General features: G+C 72.0%; 27 protein-coding genes. 19 read left to right on the top strand and 8 right to left on the bottom strand.

All coding sequences use genetic code 11. The features are described 5' to 3' along the window. From VFO26_RS01505 to VFO26_RS01495, 3 genes are all read left to right on the top strand, one after another. Positions 1-221, top strand: a 221-nt coding sequence (locus VFO26_RS01505) for a hypothetical protein (protein ID WP_325113100.1), incomplete at its 5' end; no start/stop codon positions are given. Then, the gene (locus tag VFO26_RS01500) at positions 199-1,209 is read left to right on the top strand and encodes a hypothetical protein (protein WP_325113099.1); all 1,011 of its coding nucleotides are present in this window, start codon (positions 199-201) and stop codon (positions 1,207-1,209) included. The genes VFO26_RS01505 and VFO26_RS01500, both read left to right, overlap by 23 nt. Then, the gene (locus VFO26_RS01495) at positions 1,206-1,595 is read left to right on the top strand and encodes a RidA family protein (RefSeq protein ID WP_325113098.1); all 390 of its coding nucleotides are present in this window, start codon (positions 1,206-1,208) and stop codon (positions 1,593-1,595) included. Before VFO26_RS01500 ends, VFO26_RS01495 begins: the two co-directional genes overlap by 4 nt. Here VFO26_RS01495 and VFO26_RS01490 read toward each other — a convergent pair whose 3' ends face one another. Together VFO26_RS01490 and VFO26_RS01485 are read right to left on the bottom strand one after the other, a co-directional pair. Beyond that, entirely contained in the window at positions 1,596-2,642 is a 1,047-nt protein-coding gene (locus VFO26_RS01490) for an acetamidase/formamidase family protein (RefSeq protein WP_325113097.1), read from the bottom strand. Next, on the bottom strand, positions 2,639-3,064 hold the full coding sequence (locus VFO26_RS01485) for a GAF domain-containing protein (protein WP_325113096.1): 426 nt from the start codon (positions 3,062-3,064) through the stop codon (positions 2,639-2,641). Before VFO26_RS01485 ends, VFO26_RS01490 begins: the two co-directional genes overlap by 4 nt. An 82-nt stretch (positions 3,065-3,146) precedes the next feature. Here VFO26_RS01485 and VFO26_RS01480 point away from each other — a divergent pair, with 82 nt between their 5' ends. Beyond that, the gene (locus tag VFO26_RS01480) at positions 3,147-4,112 is read left to right on the top strand and encodes a cyclase family protein (protein WP_325113095.1); all 966 of its coding nucleotides are present in this window, start codon (positions 3,147-3,149) and stop codon (positions 4,110-4,112) included. Positions 4,113-4,194: 82 nt separating this feature from the next. On the opposite strand, the gene gnd is transcribed toward VFO26_RS01480, so the two are convergent. Continuing rightward, positions 4,195-5,232: a phosphogluconate dehydrogenase (NAD(+)-dependent, decarboxylating) gene (gene gnd, locus VFO26_RS01475; RefSeq protein WP_325113094.1), complete on the bottom strand. Its 1,038-nt coding sequence runs from the start codon at positions 5,230-5,232 to the stop codon at positions 4,195-4,197. Positions 5,233-5,304: 72 nt separating this feature from the next. On the opposite strand from gnd, the gene pgi reads away from it, so the two are divergent. From pgi to VFO26_RS01430, 9 genes are all read left to right on the top strand, one after another. Continuing rightward, the gene (pgi, locus tag VFO26_RS01470) at positions 5,305-6,936 is read left to right on the top strand and encodes a glucose-6-phosphate isomerase (protein ID WP_325113093.1); all 1,632 of its coding nucleotides are present in this window, start codon (positions 5,305-5,307) and stop codon (positions 6,934-6,936) included. A 1-nt stretch (position 6,937) separates the two neighbouring features. Then, positions 6,938-8,071 carry an anthranilate synthase component I family protein gene (locus VFO26_RS01465; protein ID WP_325113092.1) on the top strand — a complete coding sequence of 378 codons (1,134 nt, stop codon included), beginning with the start codon at positions 6,938-6,940 and terminating at the stop codon, positions 8,069-8,071. Continuing rightward, entirely contained in the window at positions 8,068-8,901 is an 834-nt protein-coding gene (locus VFO26_RS01460; RefSeq protein WP_325113091.1) for an aminotransferase class IV, read from the top strand. Before VFO26_RS01465 ends, VFO26_RS01460 begins: the two co-directional genes overlap by 4 nt. Before the next feature lie 91 nt (positions 8,902-8,992). After that, positions 8,993-9,766: a DUF1385 domain-containing protein gene (locus tag VFO26_RS01455; RefSeq protein ID WP_325113090.1), complete on the top strand. Its 774-nt coding sequence runs from the start codon at positions 8,993-8,995 to the stop codon at positions 9,764-9,766. Next, the gene (locus VFO26_RS01450; protein ID WP_325113089.1) at positions 9,763-10,854 is read left to right on the top strand and encodes a hypothetical protein; all 1,092 of its coding nucleotides are present in this window, start codon (positions 9,763-9,765) and stop codon (positions 10,852-10,854) included. The genes VFO26_RS01455 and VFO26_RS01450 overlap by 4 nt, the downstream gene beginning before the upstream one ends. Continuing rightward, positions 10,851-11,417, top strand: a complete 567-nt coding sequence (locus VFO26_RS01445) for a histidine phosphatase family protein (protein WP_325113088.1) — start codon at positions 10,851-10,853, stop codon at positions 11,415-11,417. The genes VFO26_RS01450 and VFO26_RS01445 overlap by 4 nt, the downstream gene beginning before the upstream one ends. Continuing rightward, positions 11,414-12,043, top strand: coding sequence for an isochorismatase family cysteine hydrolase (locus VFO26_RS01440; protein ID WP_325113087.1), 630 nt, complete (start codon positions 11,414-11,416; stop codon positions 12,041-12,043). Before VFO26_RS01445 ends, VFO26_RS01440 begins: the two co-directional genes overlap by 4 nt. Then, the gene (locus VFO26_RS01435; RefSeq protein ID WP_325113086.1) at positions 12,040-12,576 is read left to right on the top strand and encodes an O-methyltransferase; all 537 of its coding nucleotides are present in this window, start codon (positions 12,040-12,042) and stop codon (positions 12,574-12,576) included. The genes VFO26_RS01440 and VFO26_RS01435 overlap by 4 nt, the downstream gene beginning before the upstream one ends. Before the next feature lie 100 nt (positions 12,577-12,676). Beyond that, the gene (locus VFO26_RS01430) at positions 12,677-13,057 is read left to right on the top strand and encodes a hypothetical protein (RefSeq protein WP_325113085.1); all 381 of its coding nucleotides are present in this window, start codon (positions 12,677-12,679) and stop codon (positions 13,055-13,057) included. A 49-nt stretch (positions 13,058-13,106) separates the two neighbouring features. Here VFO26_RS01430 and VFO26_RS01425 read toward each other — a convergent pair whose 3' ends face one another. After that, a complete protein-coding gene (locus tag VFO26_RS01425; protein ID WP_325113084.1) occupies positions 13,107-13,430 on the bottom strand; it encodes a metalloregulator ArsR/SmtB family transcription factor in 324 nt (107 codons plus the stop codon). Further along, entirely contained in the window at positions 13,415-13,759 is a 345-nt protein-coding gene (locus VFO26_RS01420; RefSeq protein ID WP_325113083.1) for an SRPBCC domain-containing protein, read from the bottom strand. The genes VFO26_RS01425 and VFO26_RS01420 overlap by 16 nt, the downstream gene beginning before the upstream one ends. Positions 13,760-13,835: 76 nt before the next feature. Here VFO26_RS01420 and VFO26_RS01415 point away from each other — a divergent pair, with 76 nt between their 5' ends. From VFO26_RS01415 to VFO26_RS01400, 4 genes are read left to right on the top strand one after another with little or no spacing between them, the layout of a single operon-like run. Further along, positions 13,836-14,438 (top strand): ATP-dependent Clp protease proteolytic subunit, encoded by a 603-nt coding sequence (locus VFO26_RS01415; protein WP_414653036.1) that lies wholly within the window; start codon positions 13,836-13,838, stop codon positions 14,436-14,438. After that, complete coding sequence (gene mce, locus VFO26_RS01410) at positions 14,435-14,839, top strand: methylmalonyl-CoA epimerase (RefSeq protein ID WP_325113081.1); 405 nt, start codon at positions 14,435-14,437, stop codon at positions 14,837-14,839. The genes VFO26_RS01415 and mce overlap by 4 nt, the downstream gene beginning before the upstream one ends. After that, positions 14,808-15,062: a hypothetical protein gene (locus VFO26_RS01405; RefSeq protein ID WP_325113101.1), complete on the top strand. Its 255-nt coding sequence runs from the start codon at positions 14,808-14,810 to the stop codon at positions 15,060-15,062. The genes mce and VFO26_RS01405 overlap by 32 nt, the downstream gene beginning before the upstream one ends. A 27-nt stretch (positions 15,063-15,089) precedes the next feature. Then, positions 15,090-16,028 (top strand): DUF933 domain-containing protein, encoded by a 939-nt coding sequence (locus VFO26_RS01400; RefSeq protein WP_325113080.1) that lies wholly within the window; start codon positions 15,090-15,092, stop codon positions 16,026-16,028. A gap of 65 nt (positions 16,029-16,093) precedes the next feature. Here VFO26_RS01400 and VFO26_RS01395 read toward each other — a convergent pair whose 3' ends face one another. The 3 genes from VFO26_RS01395 to VFO26_RS01385 all read right to left on the bottom strand — a co-directional run bounded on the left by VFO26_RS01395 (position 16,094) and on the right by VFO26_RS01385 (position 19,800). Beyond that, positions 16,094-18,049: a hypothetical protein gene (locus VFO26_RS01395; RefSeq protein WP_325113079.1), complete on the bottom strand. Its 1,956-nt coding sequence runs from the start codon at positions 18,047-18,049 to the stop codon at positions 16,094-16,096. A 71-nt stretch (positions 18,050-18,120) separates the two neighbouring features. After that, positions 18,121-18,957 carry a DMT family transporter gene (locus VFO26_RS01390; RefSeq protein WP_325113078.1) on the bottom strand — a complete coding sequence of 279 codons (837 nt, stop codon included), beginning with the start codon at positions 18,955-18,957 and terminating at the stop codon, positions 18,121-18,123. Positions 18,958-18,963: 6 nt separating this feature from the next. Further along, complete coding sequence (locus tag VFO26_RS01385; protein ID WP_325113077.1) at positions 18,964-19,800, bottom strand: HD domain-containing protein; 837 nt, start codon at positions 19,798-19,800, stop codon at positions 18,964-18,966. Between the two features lie 22 nt (positions 19,801-19,822). Here VFO26_RS01385 and VFO26_RS01380 point away from each other — a divergent pair, with 22 nt between their 5' ends. Continuing rightward, positions 19,823-20,890, top strand: a complete 1,068-nt coding sequence (locus VFO26_RS01380; RefSeq protein WP_325113076.1) for a DUF1015 domain-containing protein — start codon at positions 19,823-19,825, stop codon at positions 20,888-20,890. After that, entirely contained in the window at positions 20,887-21,696 is an 810-nt protein-coding gene (locus VFO26_RS01375) for an inositol monophosphatase family protein (protein WP_325113075.1), read from the top strand. The genes VFO26_RS01380 and VFO26_RS01375 overlap by 4 nt, the downstream gene beginning before the upstream one ends. The last annotated feature ends 197 nt before the right edge of the window (positions 21,697-21,893 follow it).

The raw sequence follows: 21,893 nt of genomic DNA, 5'->3' as shown, positions 1-21,893 counted from the left end.
CGCGGGTCTTCGGCCTTGCCGGTGAACGGGAGGAGCTCGTTCGCGGCCTCCACCACCTTGCCGCGGCCGGGTACAGGGCGCAGACCGGAGAGGACCGCCGGGCACGCCGCCAGCTCGACCGCGCACGCCGCCGCCTCCTGTCCTTCCCGGACGCCGCATGGCTCGTCGATCTCGTCCAGCGCGATCTAGACTCGTCGGGTGGAGAGCTGGCGGAGCCGTAAGACGCTGATCCTCGGGCGCTCGGACATGGTCGGTCTGCTCACGCCGTCCGAGTACGTCGACTGCGTCGAGCACGCATTCCGGATGCACGGTCTGGGACGCGTCTACATGGAGCCGAAGGGCCACATCGTGCTCGACCGCTACCGCGGCGAGTGGGAGGTGATGCCCTCGTGGATCGAGGAGCCCGAGTCGGCGGCGTGCAAGTGGGTCTCGATCCGCGAGGACAACGGCCGCTTCGACCTGCCGGCGGTGTTCTCGATCCTCGTCTACACGCACCCGGAGACAGGCTTTCCGCTCGCGATCTGCGACGGCTCGCACCACACGCTGATGCGCACGGGCGCCTCGGCCGCCGTCTCGGCGCGCTGGCTTGCCCGTAGAGGCTCTAAGGTGCTGGCGATCCTCGGCACCGGCAGCGTGGGGCAGGGGACGCTCGCGACCTGCGACACCGTCCTCGACTGGGACGACGTGCGCATCTGGAGCCGCTCGCAGAAATCGGTCGACCGCTTCCTCGCGAGCGAGGCGCCGAAGTACCCGCACCTGGCCTTGGCCGGGACGACGGACGTGCGCACCGCGGTGGAGGGGGCGGACGTGATCGTGACCGGCACGCATGCGCGCGGCTGGATCGTCGACGAGGCCTGGGTGAAGCCGGGGGCGCACCTCGCGGCGCTCGGCGCCGACCTCGCGGGGGAGCAGGAGCTGCACCCCGGCCTGCTGCAGCGCGGCCGGGTCTTCGTGGACGACATCCGTCAGTGCCGCGAGGACGGCGAGATCAACGTTCCCCTGCGCGACGGCGTGTTCAGCGAGGACGACGTGGCCGGCGAGATCGGCAAGGTGATCTGCGGCGAGCTCGAGGGCAGGCAGTCGGACGACCAGATCACGGTGTTCGACTCGACCGGCATCGCGCTGCAGGACTCCGCCACGGTGCCGCTCGAGTACGAGCGCGCGGTGGCTGCGGGCGTCGGGGTCGAGAAGAAGATGATCTCGACGTGACAGACGTCGCCCCGATCGAGCTCGACCCGGACCCGTACGAGCCCTTCCGTCTCTCGCAGGGCTTTCGCGTCGGCGACCTGTTGTTCATCTCGGGTCAGGCGGCGATCGACGAGCAGGGCGGCCTCGTCGGCCTCGGCGACTTCGACGCTCAGGCAGAGCAGGTGTTCAGCAACCTGAAACGTGTGCTCGAGGCCGGCGGCTCGAGCCTCGACCGCGTGGTGAAGGTGACCATCTTCCTCACCGACATGGCGAACTTCCCGAGGATCGTCGAGCTGCGCAGGAAGTGGTTCACGCCGCCGTACCCCGCGGACACGATCGTCGAGGTGACGTCGCTCGCCCTCCCCGAGCTCGAGCTCGAGATCGAAGCGATCGCGGTGGCCGGCTGATCAGCGCGATGCGCCGCCCGCCTCGAAGATGTCGAGCGGGCAGAGCGCCGAGACGAGCGGGTACGGCACGTCGACGACCTGGGAGAGGTGGAGGTCGACGCAGGCCGAGCAGAGACAGTACGCGGCGGGCCTCGAGAGACCGTGCTCGGCTTCCAGCCAGTCGATCATCGCGAGCAGCGCCGCACGCGCGGCCTGCGTCAGGTCCATCGCCGCGGTCTCGGAGATGCCCGTGGTCGCGAACACTGCGCGTCCGGGTGACACGGGCGCCAGGTACGCGGGGAACGCCTGGGCGACGCGCGGCGCCTTGCGGAGGCCGAAGCGGACGGTGACGGCTGCCGCGATCTCGATTCCGGTCCCGCAGACCTCCCCGTCGCCCTGCGCGAAGTGCACGTCCCCGAGCGAGAACAGGGCTCCGGGGACGTGGACGGGGAGCAGCAGCGTCGCTCCGGCCGTCAGCCGGCGGATGTCGAGGTTCCCCCCGGTCTCACGCGGTGGGATCGTGCGGAGGCCGTCTGCGGCGGTCGTCGGGTGGGCACTCTCGGGCTGCGGATCGGCGACCGGTCCGCCGGCCGCCCGGATCGCCTCCTCCCGCTCGCGCTGCCGCTCCATCAGGGCGTGCGACGGCGCGACGCCCGCCACCCCGGCGTGCGTCACCGCCGGGACGGCGATCCCCGGCAGCTCCGGGGAGCGGGCGACGGCGCCGTCGAGCTCCCAGGGGACGAGGAACGGCTCGTCGAAGACGTCCGCGAGGAAGCCGAAGCCCGGGATCACGCAGTTGACCCCGAATCCCGGCGTCTCGTAGCCGACGAAGTTCACCTCCAGCACGTCCCCGGGCTCGGCGCCCTCCACGTGCACCGGGCCCGTCAGCGGATGCGCGAGGCCGAGATCCGGTGTCGCGCAGTCCGCATGCGTGCTCTCGCGGGTCAGCTGGCCGTCGATGCCGTCGCGGGTCTCGAGCGTCAGCGCCTCCCCGGGGCGGACGGACACCGTCGGGGCCAGGTCGGGATGCCAGCGGTTGTGCCAGCCGTCCTCGGGCCCGATCCTCACAGCAGCGCCCGAATCCGCTCGGCGGCCGCCGCCGCTGCCGCGACCTCGGCGGGCGTCCAGCTCCGGGGCGCGCCCAGCTCGTGGACCGAGACGATTCCCTCGAGCCTGCCGTCCGCCATCACGGGAGTGACGATCTGCGCGGCGAGCCCGCCGTAGGTGTCGAGCATGCGCTGGAAGGCGGGGTCGTCGTGGGCTGCGCGGCAGTCGTCCTGCACCACCTGCCGTCCGCGGGCGACCTCGGCGACGACGGGCTGCGTCGGCAAGTGCACCGAGCGCTCGTCGCGCAGTGATCCGGCGCCCGGCGCGAGCGCTTCCTCGACGACGGGGAAGCGGTAGTCACCCGGCACGTCGCGCCTCAGGGTGACCCGGTCGGCGCCGGTGGCGGCAAGCAGGTCGTCGAGGACCGCCGAGAGGTCGCTCACGGCCCCGATTATCTCCCGTGCGCTGGGTCGGCGGTAGGCATTGGAGTAGGCTCGGCAGACCACGTCCGAAGGAGGTTTCACGGTGGCGACGACCGAGGAGAGCCTCGTCTACGAGGCAGTCATGGAGAAGGACGGGCTCAAGGTCTCGAAGAGCCCGTGGGGGCCGGACGACGAGATCGGCCGGCTCAACTGGATCACGCCCGAGACGAACGCGGCGATCCTCGGCCACCTGGACGGGACGCACGTCTTCGACTTGAACGTCGAGTACTTCATCGGGATGCCGTCGTGGGTCGCGGCCGGCGACCCGGGGTACGGGATCTGGATGACGCACACGCCGCAGGGGTCGGTGAACGACAACCTCTCCGGCGTCGGCTCCGACGTGCACGAGGCGTACTCGTACTGCGGCGACTCGATCCACATGTACACGCACTGCGGGACGCACATCGACACGCTCAACCACCTCGGCTTCCACGGGAAGTTCTGGAACGGCTGGGAGGCCGACCGCGACCTCGGGAGCCGGATCTGGAACAAGGGCGGGCTCGAGAAGTACCCGCCGGTGATCGCGCGCGGCGTCCTGCTCGACGTCGCCGGCACGCACGGTGTGGACGTCCTCCCGGACAGCTACGCGATCACACCTCAGGACCTGCAGGACACCGTGCAGAAGCAGGGGGTCGAGCTCAGGAGGGGAGACGTCGTGCTCGTCCGGACCGGCCGGATGAACGTCTGGCCGGACTTCGACGGCTACCTCGTGAACACGCCCGGGATCGGCCTCCCGGCCGCGAAATGGCTCTGCGAGGAGGTCGGCGCGATGTGTATCGCAGGCGACACGATCGGGCTCGAGGTGCTGCCCTCCGAGGAGGACAAGGTGTTCCTGCCCGTGCACGCGTACATGTTCGCCACCGCGGGCGCGCAGATCATCGAGGTCGTCGACATGAACGAGATCGCGGCCGAGAAGCAGTACGAGTTCGCATTCCTCGGCTTCCCGCTCAAGCTCCGCGGTGCGACCGGGGCACCGATGCCGGCCTACGCCGTGCCGCTCCGCGACTGAGACCTCTGCCGACCGGGCCGGCGCCGGAAGCCGCTCCAAGGGGTGACCGGCCGGCCCGGCCGGCCGGTCGCTGCAGGTCGTCTCAGCCCGTCGGCTTCTCGGCGTGCCCCCCGAACTGCTTGCGCATCGCCGACAGCACGCGGTTCGCGAAGTCCGCCTCGCCGCGTGAGGAGAACCGCTCGAAGAGCGCTGCTGTGAGGACGGGGGCGGGGGTGCCGGTCTCGATCGCGGCGATCGACGTCCACCGCCCCTCCCCCGAGTCTGACACCCGCCCACCGAACCCATCCAGCGCAGGCGACTCGTGGAGCGCCGCTGCGGTCAGGTCGAGCAGCCACGAGGCGACGACGCTCCCGCGACGCCAGACCTCGCTGATCGCCGCCACGTCGAGGTCGTAGCGGTAGTGGTCCGGGTTGTCGAGGGGGGCGGTCTCCGCGTCGGACGCGCGCGCGACGTCTCCCGCGCCTGCGTGGTGGAGGAGGTTGAGACCCTCCGCGTACGCGGCCATCAGCCCGTACTCGATCCCGTTGTGCACCATCTTCACGAAGTGCCCTGCGCCGGCCGGCCCGCAGTGGAGCCAGCCGAGCTCTTCCGTTGCCGGGTCGCCCGTGCGGCCGGCCGTCCGCCCCGCGGCATCGAGGCCCGGCGCGAGGGAGGCGAAGAGCGGCGCGAGCCGTGCGACCGGACCGATCTCCCCGCCCACCATCAGGCAGAAGCCCCGCTCGAGGCCGAAGACGCCTCCGCTGGTGCCCACGTCGACGTAGTGGATCCCGCGCTCGCCGAGCTCGCGAGCGCGCCGGATGTCGTCGTGGTAGCGCGTGTTGCCCCCGTCGATCACGGTGTCCCCGGGCTCGAGCAGCGTCCCCAGCTCGGCGACCGCTCGCTCCGTGATCTCCCCCGCCGGCACCATCACCCAGACGGCCCGCGGCGGCGCGAGGATCTCCACCAGCTTCTCCGCGGAGGCTGCGCCCGTCATCCCCTCCCCGGCGAGCCCGCGCACCGCGTCGGCGTTGACGTCCGTGCCCGCGCAGCGATGGCCGTCGCGCATCGCGCGTCGCACGAGGTTCGCCCCCATCCGTCCGAGGCCCACCATCCCGAGCTCGAGCGGCGTGCTCGCGGCCATCGCTCCCTCCCGCGTCCGTCCGTCTAGAGTCACTCGAGTCTACGGCCCTCGCACCGCGACCCGTCCCGGGAGATGACCGACACCGTCACCACCAGCCCGGCGTGGCAGGCGCTCCACGGGCACCACGCCGCCGTTCGCGAACGGCACCTGCGGGATCTCTTCGCCGAAGACCCGCGCCGCGTGAATCGCCTGTCGCTCGAGGCGGCGGGGATCCACGCCGACCTCTCGAAGCACCGGGTCACGGCCGAGACGATCGCGCTGCTGGTCGAGCTCGCGGCCGCGCGGCGAGTTCCCGAGAGGCGCGATGCGATGTATCGCGGTGAGCACGTGAACCGCACCGAGGACCGGCCCGCCCTCCATGTGGCGCTACGCATGCCGCGGGACCGCTCGCTGGTCGTGGACGGGCGCGACGTCGTCCGTGACGTCCACGAGGTGCTCGATCGGATGTCCGCGCTCGCGGAGCGCGTGCGCTCCGGGGACTGGCTCGGCCATACCGGGAAGCGCATCCGGGCAGTCGTCAACATCGGGATCGGCGGCTCGGACCTCGGTCCGGCGATGGCGTACCAGGCGCTCCGCGCCCACTCGGACCGCGGCCTCGCCCTGCGGTTCGTCTCGAACGTCGACGCGACCGACCTGGTGGAGTCCCTCCGCGGCCTCGATCCGGCGGAGACGCTCGTGATCGTCTCCTCGAAGACGTTCACCACCATCGAGACGATGACGAACGCGCGCAGCGCGCGACAGTGGCTGCTCGACGGGCTCGGCGGCGACGAGAGCGCGATCGCGAAGCACGTCGTCGCGGTCTCCACCAACCTCGAGTCCGTCGCCGAGTTCGGCATCGACCCGGCGAACGCCTTCGGCTTCTGGGACTGGGTGGGCGGCCGCTACTCGATGGACTCGGCGATCGGGCTCTCCACGATGATCGCGATCGGCCGCGACGCGTTCCACGACATGCTGGCCGGGTTCCACGCGGTCGACCTGCACTTCGCCGAGGCGCCGCTCGAGCAGAACCTTCCGGCGCTGATGGGCCTCCTCGGGGTCTGGTACCGGGATTTCTTCGGGGCCGAGACGCATGCAGTCCTCCCCTACGAGCAGTACCTGGCGCGGTTCCCGGCCTACCTCCAGCAGCTCGTGATGGAGTCGAACGGCAAGCGCGTGACGCTCGACGGCGATCCCGTGCCGGTCGCCACCTCCTCCGTCGTCTGGGGTGAGCCGGGGACGAACGGGCAGCACAGCTTCCATCAGCTGCTGCACCAGGGCACCGCCCTCGTGCCCGTCGACATCATCGCCTTCGCCTCGTCGCTCAACCCTCTCGGCGACCACCACGACCTGCTGCTCGCCAACGCGCTGGCGCAGGCGCAGGCGCTGGCGTTCGGGCGCCCTGCCGGTCAGCTGCGAGAAGCGGGCACCCCCGAGGCGCTCGTGCACCACAAGGAGATGCCCGGGAACCGCCCGTCGACGTTCCTCCTCCTCGAGCGGCTGACGCCCTTCGCGCTCGGCTCCCTCGTCGCCCTCTACGAGCACGTCGTCTTCACGCAGGGGGTGATCTGGGGCATCGACTCGTTCGACCAGTGGGGAGTCGAGCTCGGCAAGGAGCTTGCCGTCGGGCTCGCTCCCGCGGTCGCCGGCGGGCCGACCGACGCGACGCTCGACCCGTCGACGGCCTCGCTCGTGGAGCTTCTGCGGCGCTTTCGCGCCGGAGGCTGACGTGCTCGAGGTGCACGAGCCCGACGGCGCCTTCGAGCGGATCGAGGCCTGGCTCCGGAGCCGCGGGTTCTTCGAGCGCGGCGGCGAGGAGCTCGTCGCGGATCTCTATCTCGGGTACGGCCTCTCGGACACGATCAGGCGGACGCGGGGGCTCTCCCCACCCGAGCCGTGCAGGTTGCCGCTCGCCGCGTGCGCCGTCCGAACGATCGTGCATCCTGGTGTCAGAGATGACAACGGAGACGACGGCTACGAGATCGGAGAGTGGCGGCGGACGTGGCCGGAGGACGACTACGCCCTCGCGGTTGCCGCAGTGCGCACGGCGATCGCCCGGGGCGACGTCTACCAGGTCAACCTCGTGCAGCACCTCTCGGCCCCGTTCGAGGGCTCCCCGGCCGCGCTCGCCTCCCGGCTCGCCCCCCTGACACAACCGAACGACGACCCGTTGGGCGACAGCGCGTGGCGCCTGTTCCAGGGTGACGGCTGGGCGATCGTCTCCGCCTCGCCCGAGCTGTTCGTCACCCGGCGCGGGCGGCGGGTGTGGACGCGGCCGATCAAGGGGACGCGGCCCCGCGGCGGGCGGACCGAGCTCCTCGCCTCGGCCAAGGACGCGGCCGAGCACGTGATGATCGTCGACCTCGAGCGCAACGACCTCTCGCGCGTCTGCGTCCCCGGCAGCGTGCGCTGGCCCGAGCTGATGGTCGCCGAGCCGCTCGCCGGCGTCGAACACCTCGTCTCGACGGTCGAGGGCGAGGCGCGGGCCGAGGTCGGGCTCGCGGAGCTCCTCGGTGCGCTCTTCCCGGGCGGATCGGTGACGGGTGCGCCGAAGATCGCGGCGGTCGACCTGATCGCGGAGCTCGAGCCCGTCGGGCGCGGCGCCTCGATGGGCGCGCTCGGCCGCGTGCACGGGAACGGGGACGTGGAGCTCGCGCTCACGATTCGGACGTTCGCCGTCGCCGAGGGCCGGATCCACCTGTGGGTGGGCGGCGGCATCGTCTGGGACTCCGACCCGCGCGAGGAGGTCGCCGAGTCGCTCGTCAAGGCGGCCCCGCTCCTGGAGGCGATCGGCGCACCGCTCGACGCCGCGGCGCCCGCCCTAGGACGAGCACGCCCTCCACGAGCAGGCGGTCGGCGGTGAGCGGCCGGCTCCTGGCGGCGGCGGTCGGCGGGCGCGGGGTCGTCGACCCGGGTGCGGCGGTCGTCGCGGTCGAGGACGAGGGGTTCTCGCGCGGCCGGGCGGCGTTCGAAACGCTGCGCGTGTACGGCGGACGGCCGTTCAGGCTCGCCGAGCACGTCGCTCGCCTCGTCGGATCGGCCGAGCGGCTCGGGCTGCCGCGTCCCGACCCCGACGCGCTGCGCGAGCTGGCCGATGCCGCTCTCGGCGCGGCGGGTGCCCCGGACGCGGTCCTGCGCCTCTACTGGACGCCCGGGACGCCGGGAGGAGAGCCCACCGCGATCGCCCTCGTCTCCGGGATCCCGGAGTGGATCGAGCCCGCGCGGGCCAGGGGCCAGAGCCTGGTCTCGCTTGCGTTCCCCCGCCGTTCGGCGCCGTGGCTTCTGCCCGGCACGAAGTCGGTCAGCTACGCGACCCACGCGGCCGCGGAGGCGGAGGCGAAGCGCCGGGGAGCCGACGACGCCGTCCTCGTCGACCTCGACGGCACGGTGCTCGAGGGGACGGTGACGAACGTCTGGTGGCGCGAGGCGCGGCTGCTGGTGACTCCCTCCCTCGAGCTCGGGATCCTCGCGGGCGAGACCCGCGCCGCCCTGCTCGAGCTCGCGGAGGAGGCGGGCTACGAGGTCGAGACGGGCAGCTACCCGCTCCGGCGCATGCTCGCGGCCGACGAGGCGTTCACGTCGTCGTCCGTCCGCGAGGTGATGCCGATCACGGCCCTCGACGGGAGGGAGTACGGGAGCCGGGAGGCGGCTGCGGCGCTCCAGCCCGCGCTTCGCCGGCTGGCCGGCGCCTGACCCGCACGACGGCCCCGGCCGCGGCCCCGCCGCCGGGCTAGTGTCGTTGCGCGCAGCCGCGGGAAGCGGCGTGCTCGCTACGCTCCCCGGCATGGAGAAGCTTCGCCTCGGCGGCATGGCGCTCCAGAACGGCGTCCTCGTCCACGGGCCGCAGACGTGGGGCGCTGCCGTCCGCCTGCCGGACGGCACCATCAAGACGGCGTCGGGGCCGAAGCCACGTCTGGGCGGACGGGTGACCATGCCCTTCGTGCGCGGCCCACTCAGGCTGGCCGAGGCGTTCGCGGTGCTCCCGGCGATGAAGCGGGGACTGCCGGAGGCGGCTCTGCCGTTCGAGCGGCCCGCGGTGGCCGTCGCGCTCGTCGCGGCGTCGACCAGCGCAAGCCTCTTCCGACGATCGTCGTTGCCCCTCGTCCCGCGCGAGGCCGCGGTGGTGATCGCGTCGATCGTGCCGGCGCTCGTCGCCCTGCGAGGGGACCAGCTGACCTCGTACCACGGCGCCGAGCACGTCTCGATCGGGTCGTACGAGACCGGCGAGCGCGCGCCGAAGGAGCACGAGCGCTGCGGCTCGCACCTCGTCGGGCCGCTGACGATCGCGACAGCGCTCGCAGGTGCGGCGGCGGAGCTCGCGCCGGCGCGGCACCGCACGGCCGCGCGGGTCGTCGGCGCGGTCGGCGCGATCGGGGCCGCGGTCGAGGTCTTCGGCTGGATGAGCCGGAACCCGGACAAGCGGCTCTCCCGGGCGCTGGCACGCCCGGGCACCGAGCTCCAGCGCCGTCTGTCCACGAGCGAGCCGAGCGACGCGCAACTCGAGGTCGCGGAGGCGGCTCTCCAGGCGGTGCTCGCGGCCGAAGAGGCCGCCGCGTGACGGTCGTCCCCACCCGACAGCGGGGAGAACGCCTCGACCCGTCCATCTTCGACCTCCCGGTCGAGAAGATGCGCGACGGCTACTACAGCGACGCCTACTTCAACCACACACGGGCAGCGCTGCTCCACGACGGGCGGCGCCCACGCGTCCTGATGCAGGTCTTCCAGCGCAAGCACGCGATGCTCGGCGGGATGGACGAGGCAATCGCGATCCTCGAGCTCTGCTCCCACGACTGGCCGGGGTTGACGGTCCACGCGCTCCGCGACGGCGACCTGGTCGAGCCCTGGGAGTCCGTCATGACGATCGAGGGCGACTACACGACCTTCTCGCACCTCGAGACGGTCGTGCTCGGCACGCTGGCGCGTCGCACGCTGATCGCGACCAACACGGCTCGCGTCCTGGAGGCCGCGAACGGGAAGCCGATCATCTTCATGCCCGCGCGCCACGACCACCACCGCGTGCAGACGGGCGACGGCTACGCCGCGCACGTGGCGGGCGCCATCCTGGGCGCCGAGATCGGCGTCACGTCCGACGCCCAGGCGTCCTGGTGGGGCGGACGGGGCGTCGGGACGGTCCCGCATTCCCTCATCGGGGCGTACGGCGGCAACACCGTGCTCGCCGCGACGAAGTTCGCCGACTGGGCGCCCGAGGACTTCCACATCACCGTCCTCGTCGACTACGACAACGACTCCGTCCGCACTGCGCTCGACGTCGCACGCGCGCTCGGCCCACGGCTGTGGGGCGTCCGCCTCGACACGTCCAGCCAGCTCGTGGACCGCGCACTCTGGGACGAGATGGGCGACTTCGACCCGCGCGGTGTCAACGAGCGGCTCGTCCGCAAGGTGCGCGCGGCGCTCGACCAGGACGGCTTCGAGCACGTCCGCATCGTCGCGTCGGGCGGCTTCACGGTCGAGAAGATCGAGTCGTTCGAGCGCCTCGGCGTCCCGGTCGACGCGTACGGCGTCGGCTCCTCTCTGATCCGCGGCGAGAACGACTTCACCGCGGACATCGTCATGGCGGACGGCCGTGAGACGGCGAAGGTCGGTCGGCGGTTCCGGCCGAACGAGCGGCTGGGGCTGGTCGAGTGACGGGCAGCGTCGAGCTGGTCTTCGAGACCCATTCGCTGACAACCGACAACGAGCGGGGTGTCGCGACCGGCTGGCTCGGCGGCACGCTGTCCGGCCGCGGGCGCGAGCTCGCGGGCGAGCTGGGGGAGCGCCGGAGGGAGGACGGCGTCGACGCGGTCTTCACGTCCGACCTGTCACGCGCCGTGGAGACGGCCGAGATCGCGTTCGCGGGTGCCGCCATCCCCGTCGTCCTCGACTGGCGCCTGCGCGAGGTGGACTACGGCGAGCTGAACGGCGCGCCGGTCGACGTCGTCGAGCGTGAGCGGCCCCTCCGGGTCGACGAGCCGTTCCCGGGAGGCGAGAGCTACCGCGACGCCGTGGCCCGCGTGGAGGAGTTGCTCGACGGGCTGCTCGTCGAGCGCCCCGGGCAGCGCATCCTCCTGATCGGGCACACCGCGACCCGCTGGGCGCTCGACCACCTGCTCGGCGGAGAGCCGCTCGAACGCCTCGTCGTCGAGCCCTTCGCCTGGCGCGAGGGATGGGAGTACGGGCCACGGCGTGAGTTCGCCTCGGCCTCGCGATGAGCGGCCCGCTGCTCTGGGACGTCGACACGCAGGTCGACTTCGTCCGGGCCGACGGGAAGCTCCCCGTCCCCGACGCCGAGGCGGCGGCGCCGGCGATGGCGCGCCTCGTGCGCTGGGCCGAGGAGCACGGCGTCACGCACCTCGCCACCGCCGACGACCACGAGCTCACCGACCCCGAGATCTCGGACGAGCCCGACTTCGAGGCGACCTACCCGCCTCACTGCCTGCGCGGCACGCGCGGCGCGGCGAAGATCCCCGAGACCGCGCAGCGTGACCCGCTGCCCATCTCGCTGACGCCGTATCCGCCAAGCCACCTCCCACGACTCGTCGGTGACCGCCGCGAGCTGCTGCTCCTCAAGAAGACCTACAGCGCCTTCTCGAACCCGAACCTCGAGCCGCTGCTCGAGGCACTCGCACCGAGCGAGGTGCTCGTCTTCGGCGTCGCGACGGACGTCTGCAACCACGCGGCGATCATGGGCCTGCGCGCGCGCGGCTACCCGGTCGCCTTCGTCGAGGACGCCTCGCGCGGGCTCTCCGACGAGCGGGTCGAGCGGGCGCTCGCCGAATGGCGGCAGCGCGGCGTGCGCTTCACGACCACGGACGAGGTGGTCGCATCGAAGCCGTGACGCCGCCGCCGCTCGTCGGCCGCGCCCGGGCCGCGGCCGCCCGCACGGGTCGCGAGGGCTGCCGGGACGAGGTCGGCACGCTGCTCCACGTGCTCGCGGGCCGCCGGGGCGTGGAGCGCGTCGCGGAGATCGGGACGGGCGCGGGGGTGGGGACGGCCTGGCTCGTATCCGCGCTCCGGCCAGGGGTGCCGCTCTTCACCGCCGAGATCGACCAGGAGCTCGCGAAGGCAGCCGCGGAGCTCTTCGCCGACGATCCCGACGTGCACGTGCTCGAGGGAGACTGGCGCGTTGCCCTTGCGGAGCACGCGCCCTTCGACCTGATCTTCGTGGACGGCGGTCGGGCGCAGAACGACCCCGACGCCGTCCTCGGCCTCGCGGTCGCCGGCTCGACCGTGGTGATCGCCGGGCTCGGCGACGAGGAGAGTGAGCCCGACATCCGCCGTGAGCGCTGGCTGTCACATCCCCGGGTGGCGGTTGCAGAGATCGGCACGGGCGCCGGCTCCCACGCGCTCGTGGCCACCGTGAGGCCCTGAGGCGAGCCCGGCTGCGGGAAAGCCGCGCGGCCGTCCGCGTCGCCACCGATGCCCTGCGGTCCGCGCGGTGCCAGGCTCGGTCCGGAAAGGAGGTGGCGAGATGACACTCACCCGCAAGGACGGGCTTGCCACCGTTCTCACCGCGCTCGCTGTGCTCGCATTCGTCGCGACCCACCAGGCGTGGGATGTCTGGCTGATCGGCTCGAGCCACCACTGGGCTGCCGTCGCTGTGACGCTGCTAGGTAGTGCGACGTGCGCTCTCGGCTCGGCGAGCCAGGAGCTGAGCGAGGGCAGCCGGCCCGGGTCGGCGGTCATGGCGCTCGCCGGCGTCGGGGCGGTCGCCGGTGTCCTCGCGATCGTGGCGATCGCCACCGGCTCGCTGACGGCGCTGTCGCTCCTCGTCCTCTCGATCGTCGTGCTCTGGGCGGGATCGACGCTGCGCCATGCCTGGCACCCGACCCACCACCCGGTGGCCACCTGACACAGGCGGAGGGCCCGTGCGCGGGCGGCGCACCGGGCCCTCCAGGCCCTCAGCTCGACGCGCGGCCGACGTGACGCGCGAGCGCGGCGAGGCGCTCGTCCCACTGGGCGCCGACCCGGTCGAGCCAGGCGGTCGCGTCGCGCAGCGGTGCCGGGTCGGGGCGGTAGACCGTGTTCCTGCCCTCCCGCGTGCCGTGGACGAGCCCGGCGTGCGCCAGCGTCGCGAGGTGCTTTGCGACCGCCTGGCGCGTCATCGGCAGCTCGCCGGCGAGCTCCGTCGGCGTGGCCGCGCCGAGATCGGCCAGGCGCTCGACGAGGTACCGGCGGCTCGGGTCGGCGAGCGCCCCGAAGACCGCTCCTACGCCGTCGCCCATGCGGCGCTCGCGTGGAGCTCGAGCGCGACGCCCCACTCCGGGGCGGTCTCACGGACGTGCACCCGCGTCCCGTCGGGATGGTCGCGGAGCTCGACCTCGACGACGCCGTCGTCCTCCCAGCGCAGCACGAGCCGCTCGGGAGCCTCGACGGTCTCGACCACCGCCCGGCGGACCTCTCCGTTGTCCCAGTGGAACACACCCTCCCCGCCGGGAGTCGGATCGAGCTCGACCTCGTTCGCGAACCATTCCTCCAGCTGCTCGGGCTCGGTGAGAGCCTCCCACGCCTCCTCGCGCGTCACCGGCAGCACGACCTCCCGCTCGATCACCACGTGCAACCTCCTAGTTGCGTATAGCATAGGGCAACCACATGGTTGCACGATATGCGAAGAGGAGGTCACGATGCCGTTGATCCCCACCGTCCTGGAGGCCGACGGCCGTGCGGAGCGTGCGTTCGACCTGTACTCGAGGCTCCTTCGCGACCGCATCGTCTTCCTCGGGCGCCCCGTCGACGACGAGCTGGCCAATCTGATCGTCGGCCAGCTGCTCTTCCTCGAGGCCGAGGATCCTGTTAAGGACATCGCGTTGTACGTCAACTCACCGGGCGGAGAGGTCTACGCAGGGCTCGCGATCTACGACGCCATGCAGCACGTCCGGCCGGACGTCTCGACGATCTGCTTCGGGATGGGCATGTCCGCCGCGGCGATGATCGTCGCCGCCGGCGCGCCCGGGAAGCGGTTCGCGCTTCCGAACGCGAAGCTGATGATCCACCAGGGCTCGGCGGGCTTCCGGGGCGCGCCGACCGACATCACGATCGCGGCCCGCGAGGTCGAGTCGACGACGCGCCAGATGGCCGAGATCATCGCCCGCCATTGCGGCCGCACCGAGGAGCAGGTGATGGACGACATCGACCGCGACCGGTTCATGACCCCGGCCGAGGCGGTGGAGTACGGCCTCGTCGACGAGATCCTCGTCCCGCCTCGAAATCGTCCGAGTACGATCGCGGCGTGAGCTTCCGGGGCGTCCACCATCTCGGGTTCGCGGTGAACGACCTCGAGGAGGCCGTCTCCACGTACGGGCGCCTGTTCGGGGCGACGCTCGAGCACCGCGACCGGCTCGAGCAACAGGGCGTCGAGGCGGCAGCGGTGCTCGTCGGCGACGGCCGCATCGAGCTTCTCGCGCCGACCGGCGACGACACTCCGGTGGGGCGCTTCCTTGCGAGGCGCGGGCCGGGGATGCACCACGTGGCCTACGAGGTCGACGACGTCGGCGCCACGCTCGACCGACTCGAGCGCTCGGGTGCGGAGCTGATCGACCATGCGCCGCGGAAGGGGCTCTACGGGCTCGAGGTCGCGTTCGTCCATCCAGATTCCGTCCACGGTGTCCTCACGGAGGTGGTCCGCCCTGGCTGACGATTCGATCCGCATCGAGCTTGCCTTCGAGGGCGGGCAGATCATCGCCGCGATGGTCTCGACGGCGACCGCCGACGCCGTCGAGCGGGCGGTGACGGCAGGGGCCGGCGGGACGATCGAGCTCGAGACGGCGGATGGGAGGATCACCGTCGTCGTGCCGCGCATCGTCTACCTGAAGCGCTACACGAAGGGCGCGCAGCCGGGGTTCCTCGCAGCGAGCTAGCCGCCGCCCTCCACTACTCTGGCCGCCGTGGCGCTCGAGGTCGGCATCGTCGGGCTTCCGAACAGCGGCAAGACGACGCTGTTCAACGCGCTGACGCGCGCGGGCGCGGAGATCACCGCCTACGCGTCCGTGACCGACAAGCCCAACGTCGGGATGGCGACGATCGCCGACGACCGTCTCGACCGGCTCGCCCGGATCGTCTCCGCGAAGAAGGTCACGCCGGCGGCGATCCGAGTCGTCGACGTGCCCGGCACGGGGCCGCAGCTCCTCGGGAACCTCCGCCAGGTCGACGCGATCCTCGCCGTGCTCGACGGCTTCTCGGACGGAGCGACGCCGGCGGACGACCTCGAGACCCTCCGCCTCGAGCTGCTCGTCGCCGACCGCGACCATGTCGAGCGGCGCCACGAGCGGGTCCAGAAGGAGGCGAAGTCGGGAGACGCTGCCAAGCGCGCCGAGCTCGAGACGCTGACGGAGCTCCTGGCGCACCTCGATGCGGGCCGCGCCCTCGCCGAGTGGCCCGGCGAGCTCCCGGCCGAGCTCGATCCGCTGACCACGAAGCCTCTCCTCGCGGTCGAGAACGGCACGGGCGGGATCGACTGCAAGCTCGAGGCCGAGCTCGCGGAGCTCCCCGACGAGGAGGCCGCCGAGTTCCGCGAGGGCCCGTCCGCGCTCGACGAGGTCGTGCGGAGGCTCAAGGATGCGCTCGGCCTGATCACGTTCTTCACCGTGGGCGAGAAGGAGACGCGGGCCTGGACGCTCCGGAGCGGCCAGACCGCCCTGGACGCCGCCGCCACGATCCACACCGACATCGCCCGCGGCTTCATCCGCTGCGAGGTGATCTCGGCCGAGGACCTGCTCGACGCGGGCTCGCACGCAGAGGCGGCGAAGCGCGGCACACAGCGCCTCGAGGGGAAGACCTACGTCGTGGCCGACGGTGACGTCCTCAACATCCGCTTCAACGTCTGAACCTCGCTCGAACGTCGAGGGCCCCGTCGCCGGGGCCCTCGAGCCAACCTGATCGTCTGCTGGGGCTAGCGCCCGAACATCCGCTTGACGTTCGCCTTGTCGCTCAGGTCCTTCGCGTAGTCGAGCTTCTTCGCCCTTGCTCCCGGGCCGTTGCCCGGCTTGACCGGGCCGTCGATCGTCCAGGTGCTCGGCTCGACCACGGCCACGGGCACGCCGGCCAGCGCGGCGCCCGCGACGACGGCCTCGTAGGCCTGCCGGGCGAACTGCAGCGCTGTCCCGTAGCTGTGCGTCGCGAACGCCGCCTGGGCCGTGTTCAGGGCGGCGTTCGCCTCGGCGAGCTTCCCGGCAGCCGCGGGGTTGCCGACCAGGTCCTCCGCGACGATGTTCGCGATCTTCGCGTACCCGGCCGCGTGGTGGCGTGCCGAGTTGTCGCGGTCGAACTGGCTGAAGTCCCAGTTCAGGTCGATGTAGCTCATCATCGAGTTCGACTCGTCACCGAGCCAGGCGAAGTACGTCTCGCCTCCCGGGCCGAAGTCCACGCCCGACGCCGGGTCGAATCCGTCGTGCGGATGGCTCAACGACGAGTGGTGCCCGTACTCGTGGATCATCGTCGTCGTCAGCCCGTACCCGGCCGCCACCGCGTCGGGGTAGACGAAGCTGAAGACGCCGCTCTGCGTGCCGTCCAGCCAGTTGTCGTCCGCGAAGCCGAGGAGCCCCGGCGCCTTCGGCTTCTGGCCGATCGACCAGTTCACGAGACCGGCCTCGTAGGCGGGGGTGCCGTCGAGGAACTCCTCGTGGTGGCGGGCCGAGACGAGGAAGATGTTCACGAACCCGCCGAAGTCCGCGTAGAACGGAGCGAGGTCGTTGTAACAGACCTTGTCCGAGACGAACTGCTGGTAGCAGCGGTTCCAGTCGCCCGCCATCTTGATGTCCTGGTAGTCGGCGGTGAGCGTCGACTCGAAGCCGCTCGGCAGGTCCTTCACCTCGGCGAGGAACAACCCCTGCGAGACGAAGTCCTCGGAGGCGTTCACCTGGTTCCAGCCCTCGACCGTGTTGACGTCGAGGTTGACCTGGCCCGGCAGCCGGTTGGCCGTGAAGTACGGCGGGTAGAGCGGCGAGCTCGTGAAGAGCAGGTCGAGCCCGACGTAGCGGACCACCTTGCCGAGGTCTGCGGCGAGGGTGGACGACCCGAAGCCCGGATGGTTGTACGCGAGCGGCGTGCCCGAGTACTCCCAGATGTTCGGGATCCGGTAGTCGGGCTCGTCGTCCCCGTCGATGTCGGGGCTCGTCACCTCGAAGCTCCCCGCCCAGCTCTCCGGCCCGGCCGAGAGGTCGTAGAACCAGAGGCGGCGCGGCTCACCCGCGTAGGGGTTCTCCTCGTCGTTCGGAGCGGTGCCGCCCCACGCGACGATCTTCCGCGTCTCGCGTACGACGCCGAAGTTGTTCCCCGTGTCGGGGTCCGGCTCGTTGGTCTTCGTGTACACGTGGAACTTGAAGTCCGGGCGGTCCTTCCAGTTGACGAAGAGGATGGTCGGCTCCGTCAGGTCGACGCCGGGGGGTGGGTTCTCGATGATCCACTTCTCGACCGACGGCGCGTCGACCCAGTGGTTCTGGCCGACGTCGAGCGCGCCGTCCTGCGCGTTGTACTCCTCCTGGAACAGCGTCCGCGGCCTGGGCTCGGCGATGCTCCCGAGAAAGCCGAAGAACGAGTCCTCCCAGGTCGTCGGGGTGTTGAACGGCACGTAGCTGTACGTGTAGGTGATCCCGAGCTCCGCCTCCCCGTCGAGCCCGTAGTCGAGCTTGAAGCGGGTCTTCGGCGACGCGCTCGTGGGGAGCCCCGACGTGACCGCGGCGGGGTCGAGGTCGGTGCCTCCGAACGTGCCCACGAAGACGACGTTCACGTCGACCGCCTCCGTGAAAGGTGTCAGCCCACCGGGCTCGAGCCCGGCAGAGGCTGCCGTGGTACCGGTAGCGAGGGCCGTGAGGGCGGCCACGATCGCCGCGAGGACGATTCGTCTCATCTGATCTCTCCCCTCATCGAGGTCGAACGGCCCGCGGACCGTAGCACGGTCCTCCCGGTTCGGCAGGGCGCTCAGCCCGCCGCGACGGCGGCCGCGCCGCCGAGCGCGAGAGCGCCGCCGGCCCGCCTTGTCCCATCGAGCCGCTCCCCCAGCAGCACGCGCGCGAGGATGATCGTCGCCACCGGGTAGAGGGCGCTGAGCACCGCCACGATCCCGGCCGAGCCACGTGTCGTCGCGAATGCGACGAGGACGTTGGCGGCCGTGTCGAAGACGCCCACGGCGAGGATCGTGGGCAGAAGGCGCGCCGGGGGCAGGATCGCGACGGCCGCCGAGACCGCCAGGACGAGCGCGAGCAGGGTGGAGGTCGAACGAACTGCGAGGATCGTCCAGGGAACGCCGCCGTCGGCCGCGGCGTCGAGCCCGACGACGAACAGGCCGAACGCCACGGCCGCGACCACCGCGAGCCCCACGCCGGCGGCGAGCGCGGCGCTCCCCGTGCCACCGGGCTCGCGCGCAAGCAGGACGATGCCGCCGAGCACGATCACGATCCCGACCCACTGGAGCGCGCTCGGCGAGGTTCCCCCCACGAGATCGACGGCCAGTGGGATGACCGGACTGGCGGCAGAGATGGGCGCGACGATGCCCATGGCGCCGACGGCCATCCCGCGGTAGAGCGCCGCGAGCCCGATCGCTCCGCACGCGCCGGCGCCGATCGCGGGAAGGAGGTCCTCGATCCCTGGCGGCGAGTCCGCGCTCGCGAGCACCCACAGCGCCGCGCCGACGAGACCGGCTGCCTGCGACCCGACGAGCACCGTGAGGACGTGGATGCGACGCGCGGCGACACCGCCGAGGAAGTCACCGATGCCCCACGACGCCGCGCCGAGGAGCGCCAGGACGGCGACACCCATGCGTGCTCAGTCGGCGCCGACGGAACGCGTCGCGGCCTGGGCGTCGAGCTGGTTTGCGTGGTACAGGACGGCCGCCTCCGCCGTACGGGCTGCGCTCCGGTCGTGGTGCGCCGCGATCGCGTGGAGGAGCTCCGCGCGGGCCGCGGAGTCGAGGACGTTGGCCCGTTCGTCCACCAGGCGCACGCCCAGCTGGACGTGTCCGAGCAGCGCGCCCTCCGGCGTGGGACGGAAGGCGGGCCCACGGCCGAGCTCGCGCACGCGGCCGACGTCGTGGAGCAGCGCGCCAGCAAGCAGGAGATCGGCACGCAGCCGAGGATGGAGCTGCCCAGTCTCGCGGCACAGCGTTGCGACCCCGACGGTGTGCTCGAGCAGGCCCCCGGCGTACCCGTGGTGCCCGTCCGCTCCGGCGGCCGGGAGCAGCCGCATCCCGTCACGGACCTCCGGCTCCGCGAGGATCCCGCTCACGATCCCCGCGAGACCTGGATGCGCGACCTCCGCGGCGAGGAACTCGAGGAAGCCCTCGAGCTCGTCGGCGTCGCGTCGGAGGGTGGGCGCCAGCGCGGCCGGGTCGGCGTCGGCTGCCTCGACGGTGCGAACGGCGAGCTGCAGGCGCCCGTCGAACCTCTCGACTCGCCCCAGGACGCGGACGGCGTCACCCTCCGCGAAGCGGCGGTCGAGCAGCTCGACGTCGTCCCAGACCCGGCCCTCGATCCGTCCGCTGGGGTCGACCAGCTCGAGCGCGAGGTACGGCTTGCCGCGGCTGGTGGTGAGCCGCCGCTTGCGGGCGACGGCGAACACGCCGTCGACGGTGCGGTCCTCGACGAGCTCGGCGATCGTCGCCACGGGGTGAGTGTAGGCTCGGGCGGTGGCCGACGTCCGCCCGTTCCGCGCCGTCCGGTATGCGCGGCCCGGAGCGGCGGTGACGGCTCCACCCTACGACGTGATCGACGACGAGGCGCGCGAGGCGCTGCTCTCCCGCGACCCCCACAACGTCGTCCATCTGACGCTGGAGCCCGATGCCGACGTGGCTGGCCATCGCTTCCGCAGCTGGCTCGCGGAGGGCACCCTCGTCCGCGACGAGAGGCCTGCGGTGTGGTGGCTCGAGCAGGACTTCGTCGGCCCGGACGGTGTCGCCCGCTCACGTGCGGGGCTCGTCGTTTCGCTCCGTGCCGAGCCGTACTCGACCCGGGAGGTGCTCCCCCACGAGCGCACGCACGCAGGGCCGATCGAGGGCCGGCTGCGGTTGCTGCGGGCGACGCGCGCCCAGCTCGAGCCGATCCTCCTCCTCTACGACAGTCCTGCGCCGCTCCGCCGACCGACGGGTGCCTGCGAGCTGGAGGTGGGCGACGCACGGCTGTGGCGGCTCGAGGGCGATCAGGGTGTCGGCACGTACTTCGCCGACGTCCAGCTCCTGATCGCCGACGGGCACCATCGCTACGAGACCGCGGTCGCGTTCGCCGCCGAGGACGGCGCCGATCGGTTGCTGGCCGTGCTCGTCTCGACCTCGGATCCCGGGCTCGAGGTCTTTCCGACACATCGCGTGTTCAGCGGGCGCCCCGACATCGAGCCACCCGGCGACACTTTCGCGACGGCCGACCAGGCGCTGACCGCGCTCGGTCGGGAGCCGCACGTAGTACCCGCCATGGTGCTCGTGCGCAAGGGCGACGTTCGCCTCGTTCGCGGCGTGGAAGGGGAGCTCGACGTCGAGTTCGTCGACCGTTTCGGCCACGACGGCATCGCGTACACGGCCGACCGTGACGAGGCGGTGCGGAGGGTCGAGGACGGTGAGGCGGACTGCGCCTTCCTGCTGCGCCCGCTCCTCGTCAGCGAGGTCTTCGACCGCGCGCGGCGGGGGCAGACGCTGCCGCAGAAGGCGACGTACTTCTTCCCGAAGCTCGACTCCGGCCTGCTGATCCACCCGGTCGACCCGTGAGGGCTACGGAGGTCGACTGGCTGGAGCTCTGCCGCGGCTGCACCCGCGATCTGGAGCGGATCCTCCACGAGCTTCCGACGCGCGCCGAGCGCGAGCCGGTGCTCGGGGCCGGCGAGGGCGGTGACGACACGACGGCCATCGACGCCGCGGCCGAGGCGGCCGTCGTCAGGCGGCTGGCGGCCCTCGACACCGATCTCACGCTCGTCTCCGAGGAGCTGGGCACGCGCGCGTTCGGGGCTGGTGGGCCGCTCACTGTCGTCGTCGACCCGATCGACGGCTCGGTCAACGCCAAGCGCGGCATCCCGTTCTTCTCGCTCTCGCTGGCCGTGGCGGAGGGGTCGTCCATGCACGACGTCTCGTTCGGCTACGTCTACGACTTCGGCACGCGCGAGGAGTGGGTCGCGGAGCGCGGTCGCGGCGCGTTCCTCGACGGCGCGCCGCTCGAGGACCCCGGCCCGAAGGACACGATCGAGATCCTCTCGCTCGAGGGCACCACGACCGACGCGATCGCCGAGTACGCGCCGGTCATGCGCGGCCTCGCGCGGCGGCTCCGCGTGATGGGCTCGCTGGCGCTCTCGCTCTGCCACCTCGCCGCGGGGCGAGTCGATGCGGTCTGCTGCCTCAAGCCGGCACGCTCGATCGACATCGCCGCCGCGCAGCTTCTCGTCCGCGAGCGCGGCTACGCGATCGAGCTGTTCGAGGATCCGCCGTTCGCCAAGGCACCCCTCGACCTCGTGCAGCGCTCGCGGGTCGTGGCCGCCGCGACCGACGAGCTCTGCGCGCAGGTCGCCGCAGCGCTTCGCTGAGGCGTGGCGGCAGGCCCCGCTCGCGGTCGGCGGGCAGTGCGGTGTCAGACACCGCTTCCTGTCAAGGGAAAAGCGTGCCGACTTCGTGCCGGTTCGTCCCCAGGCGCAACCGCCGTCACCGCCTCGGAAACAACCGCCTCCATGACCGTCCGTGACCCGGCCGCTCTGGCCGGCTTGACACGAAACGGTGTCTGACA

The sequence above is a fragment of the Gaiella sp. genome (assembly GCF_035710885.1).
Classification (GTDB): Bacteria; Actinomycetota; Thermoleophilia; order Gaiellales; family Gaiellaceae; genus Gaiella.
This window is presented reverse-complemented; position numbering and strand designations above follow the sequence as displayed.

Excerpts from the sequence above, each read along its gene's own strand:
- gnd (WP_325113094.1), bottom strand. The coding sequence starts at position 5,232 with ATGGCCGCGAGCACGCCGCTCGAGCTCGGGATGGTGGGCCTCGGACGG.
- pgi (WP_325113093.1), top strand. The coding sequence starts at position 5,305 with ATGACCGACACCGTCACCACCAGCCCGGCGTGGCAGGCGCTCCACGGG.
- VFO26_RS01455 (WP_325113090.1), top strand. The coding sequence starts at position 8,993 with ATGGAGAAGCTTCGCCTCGGCGGCATGGCGCTCCAGAACGGCGTCCTC.
- VFO26_RS01440 (WP_325113087.1), top strand. The coding sequence starts at position 11,414 with ATGAGCGGCCCGCTGCTCTGGGACGTCGACACGCAGGTCGACTTCGTC.
- VFO26_RS01430 (WP_325113085.1), top strand. The coding sequence starts at position 12,677 with ATGACACTCACCCGCAAGGACGGGCTTGCCACCGTTCTCACCGCGCTC.
- VFO26_RS01425 (WP_325113084.1), bottom strand. The coding sequence starts at position 13,430 with ATGGGCGACGGCGTAGGAGCGGTCTTCGGGGCGCTCGCCGACCCGAGC.
- VFO26_RS01395 (WP_325113079.1), bottom strand. The coding sequence starts at position 18,049 with ATGAGACGAATCGTCCTCGCGGCGATCGTGGCCGCCCTCACGGCCCTC.
- VFO26_RS01390 (WP_325113078.1), bottom strand. The coding sequence starts at position 18,957 with ATGGGTGTCGCCGTCCTGGCGCTCCTCGGCGCGGCGTCGTGGGGCATC.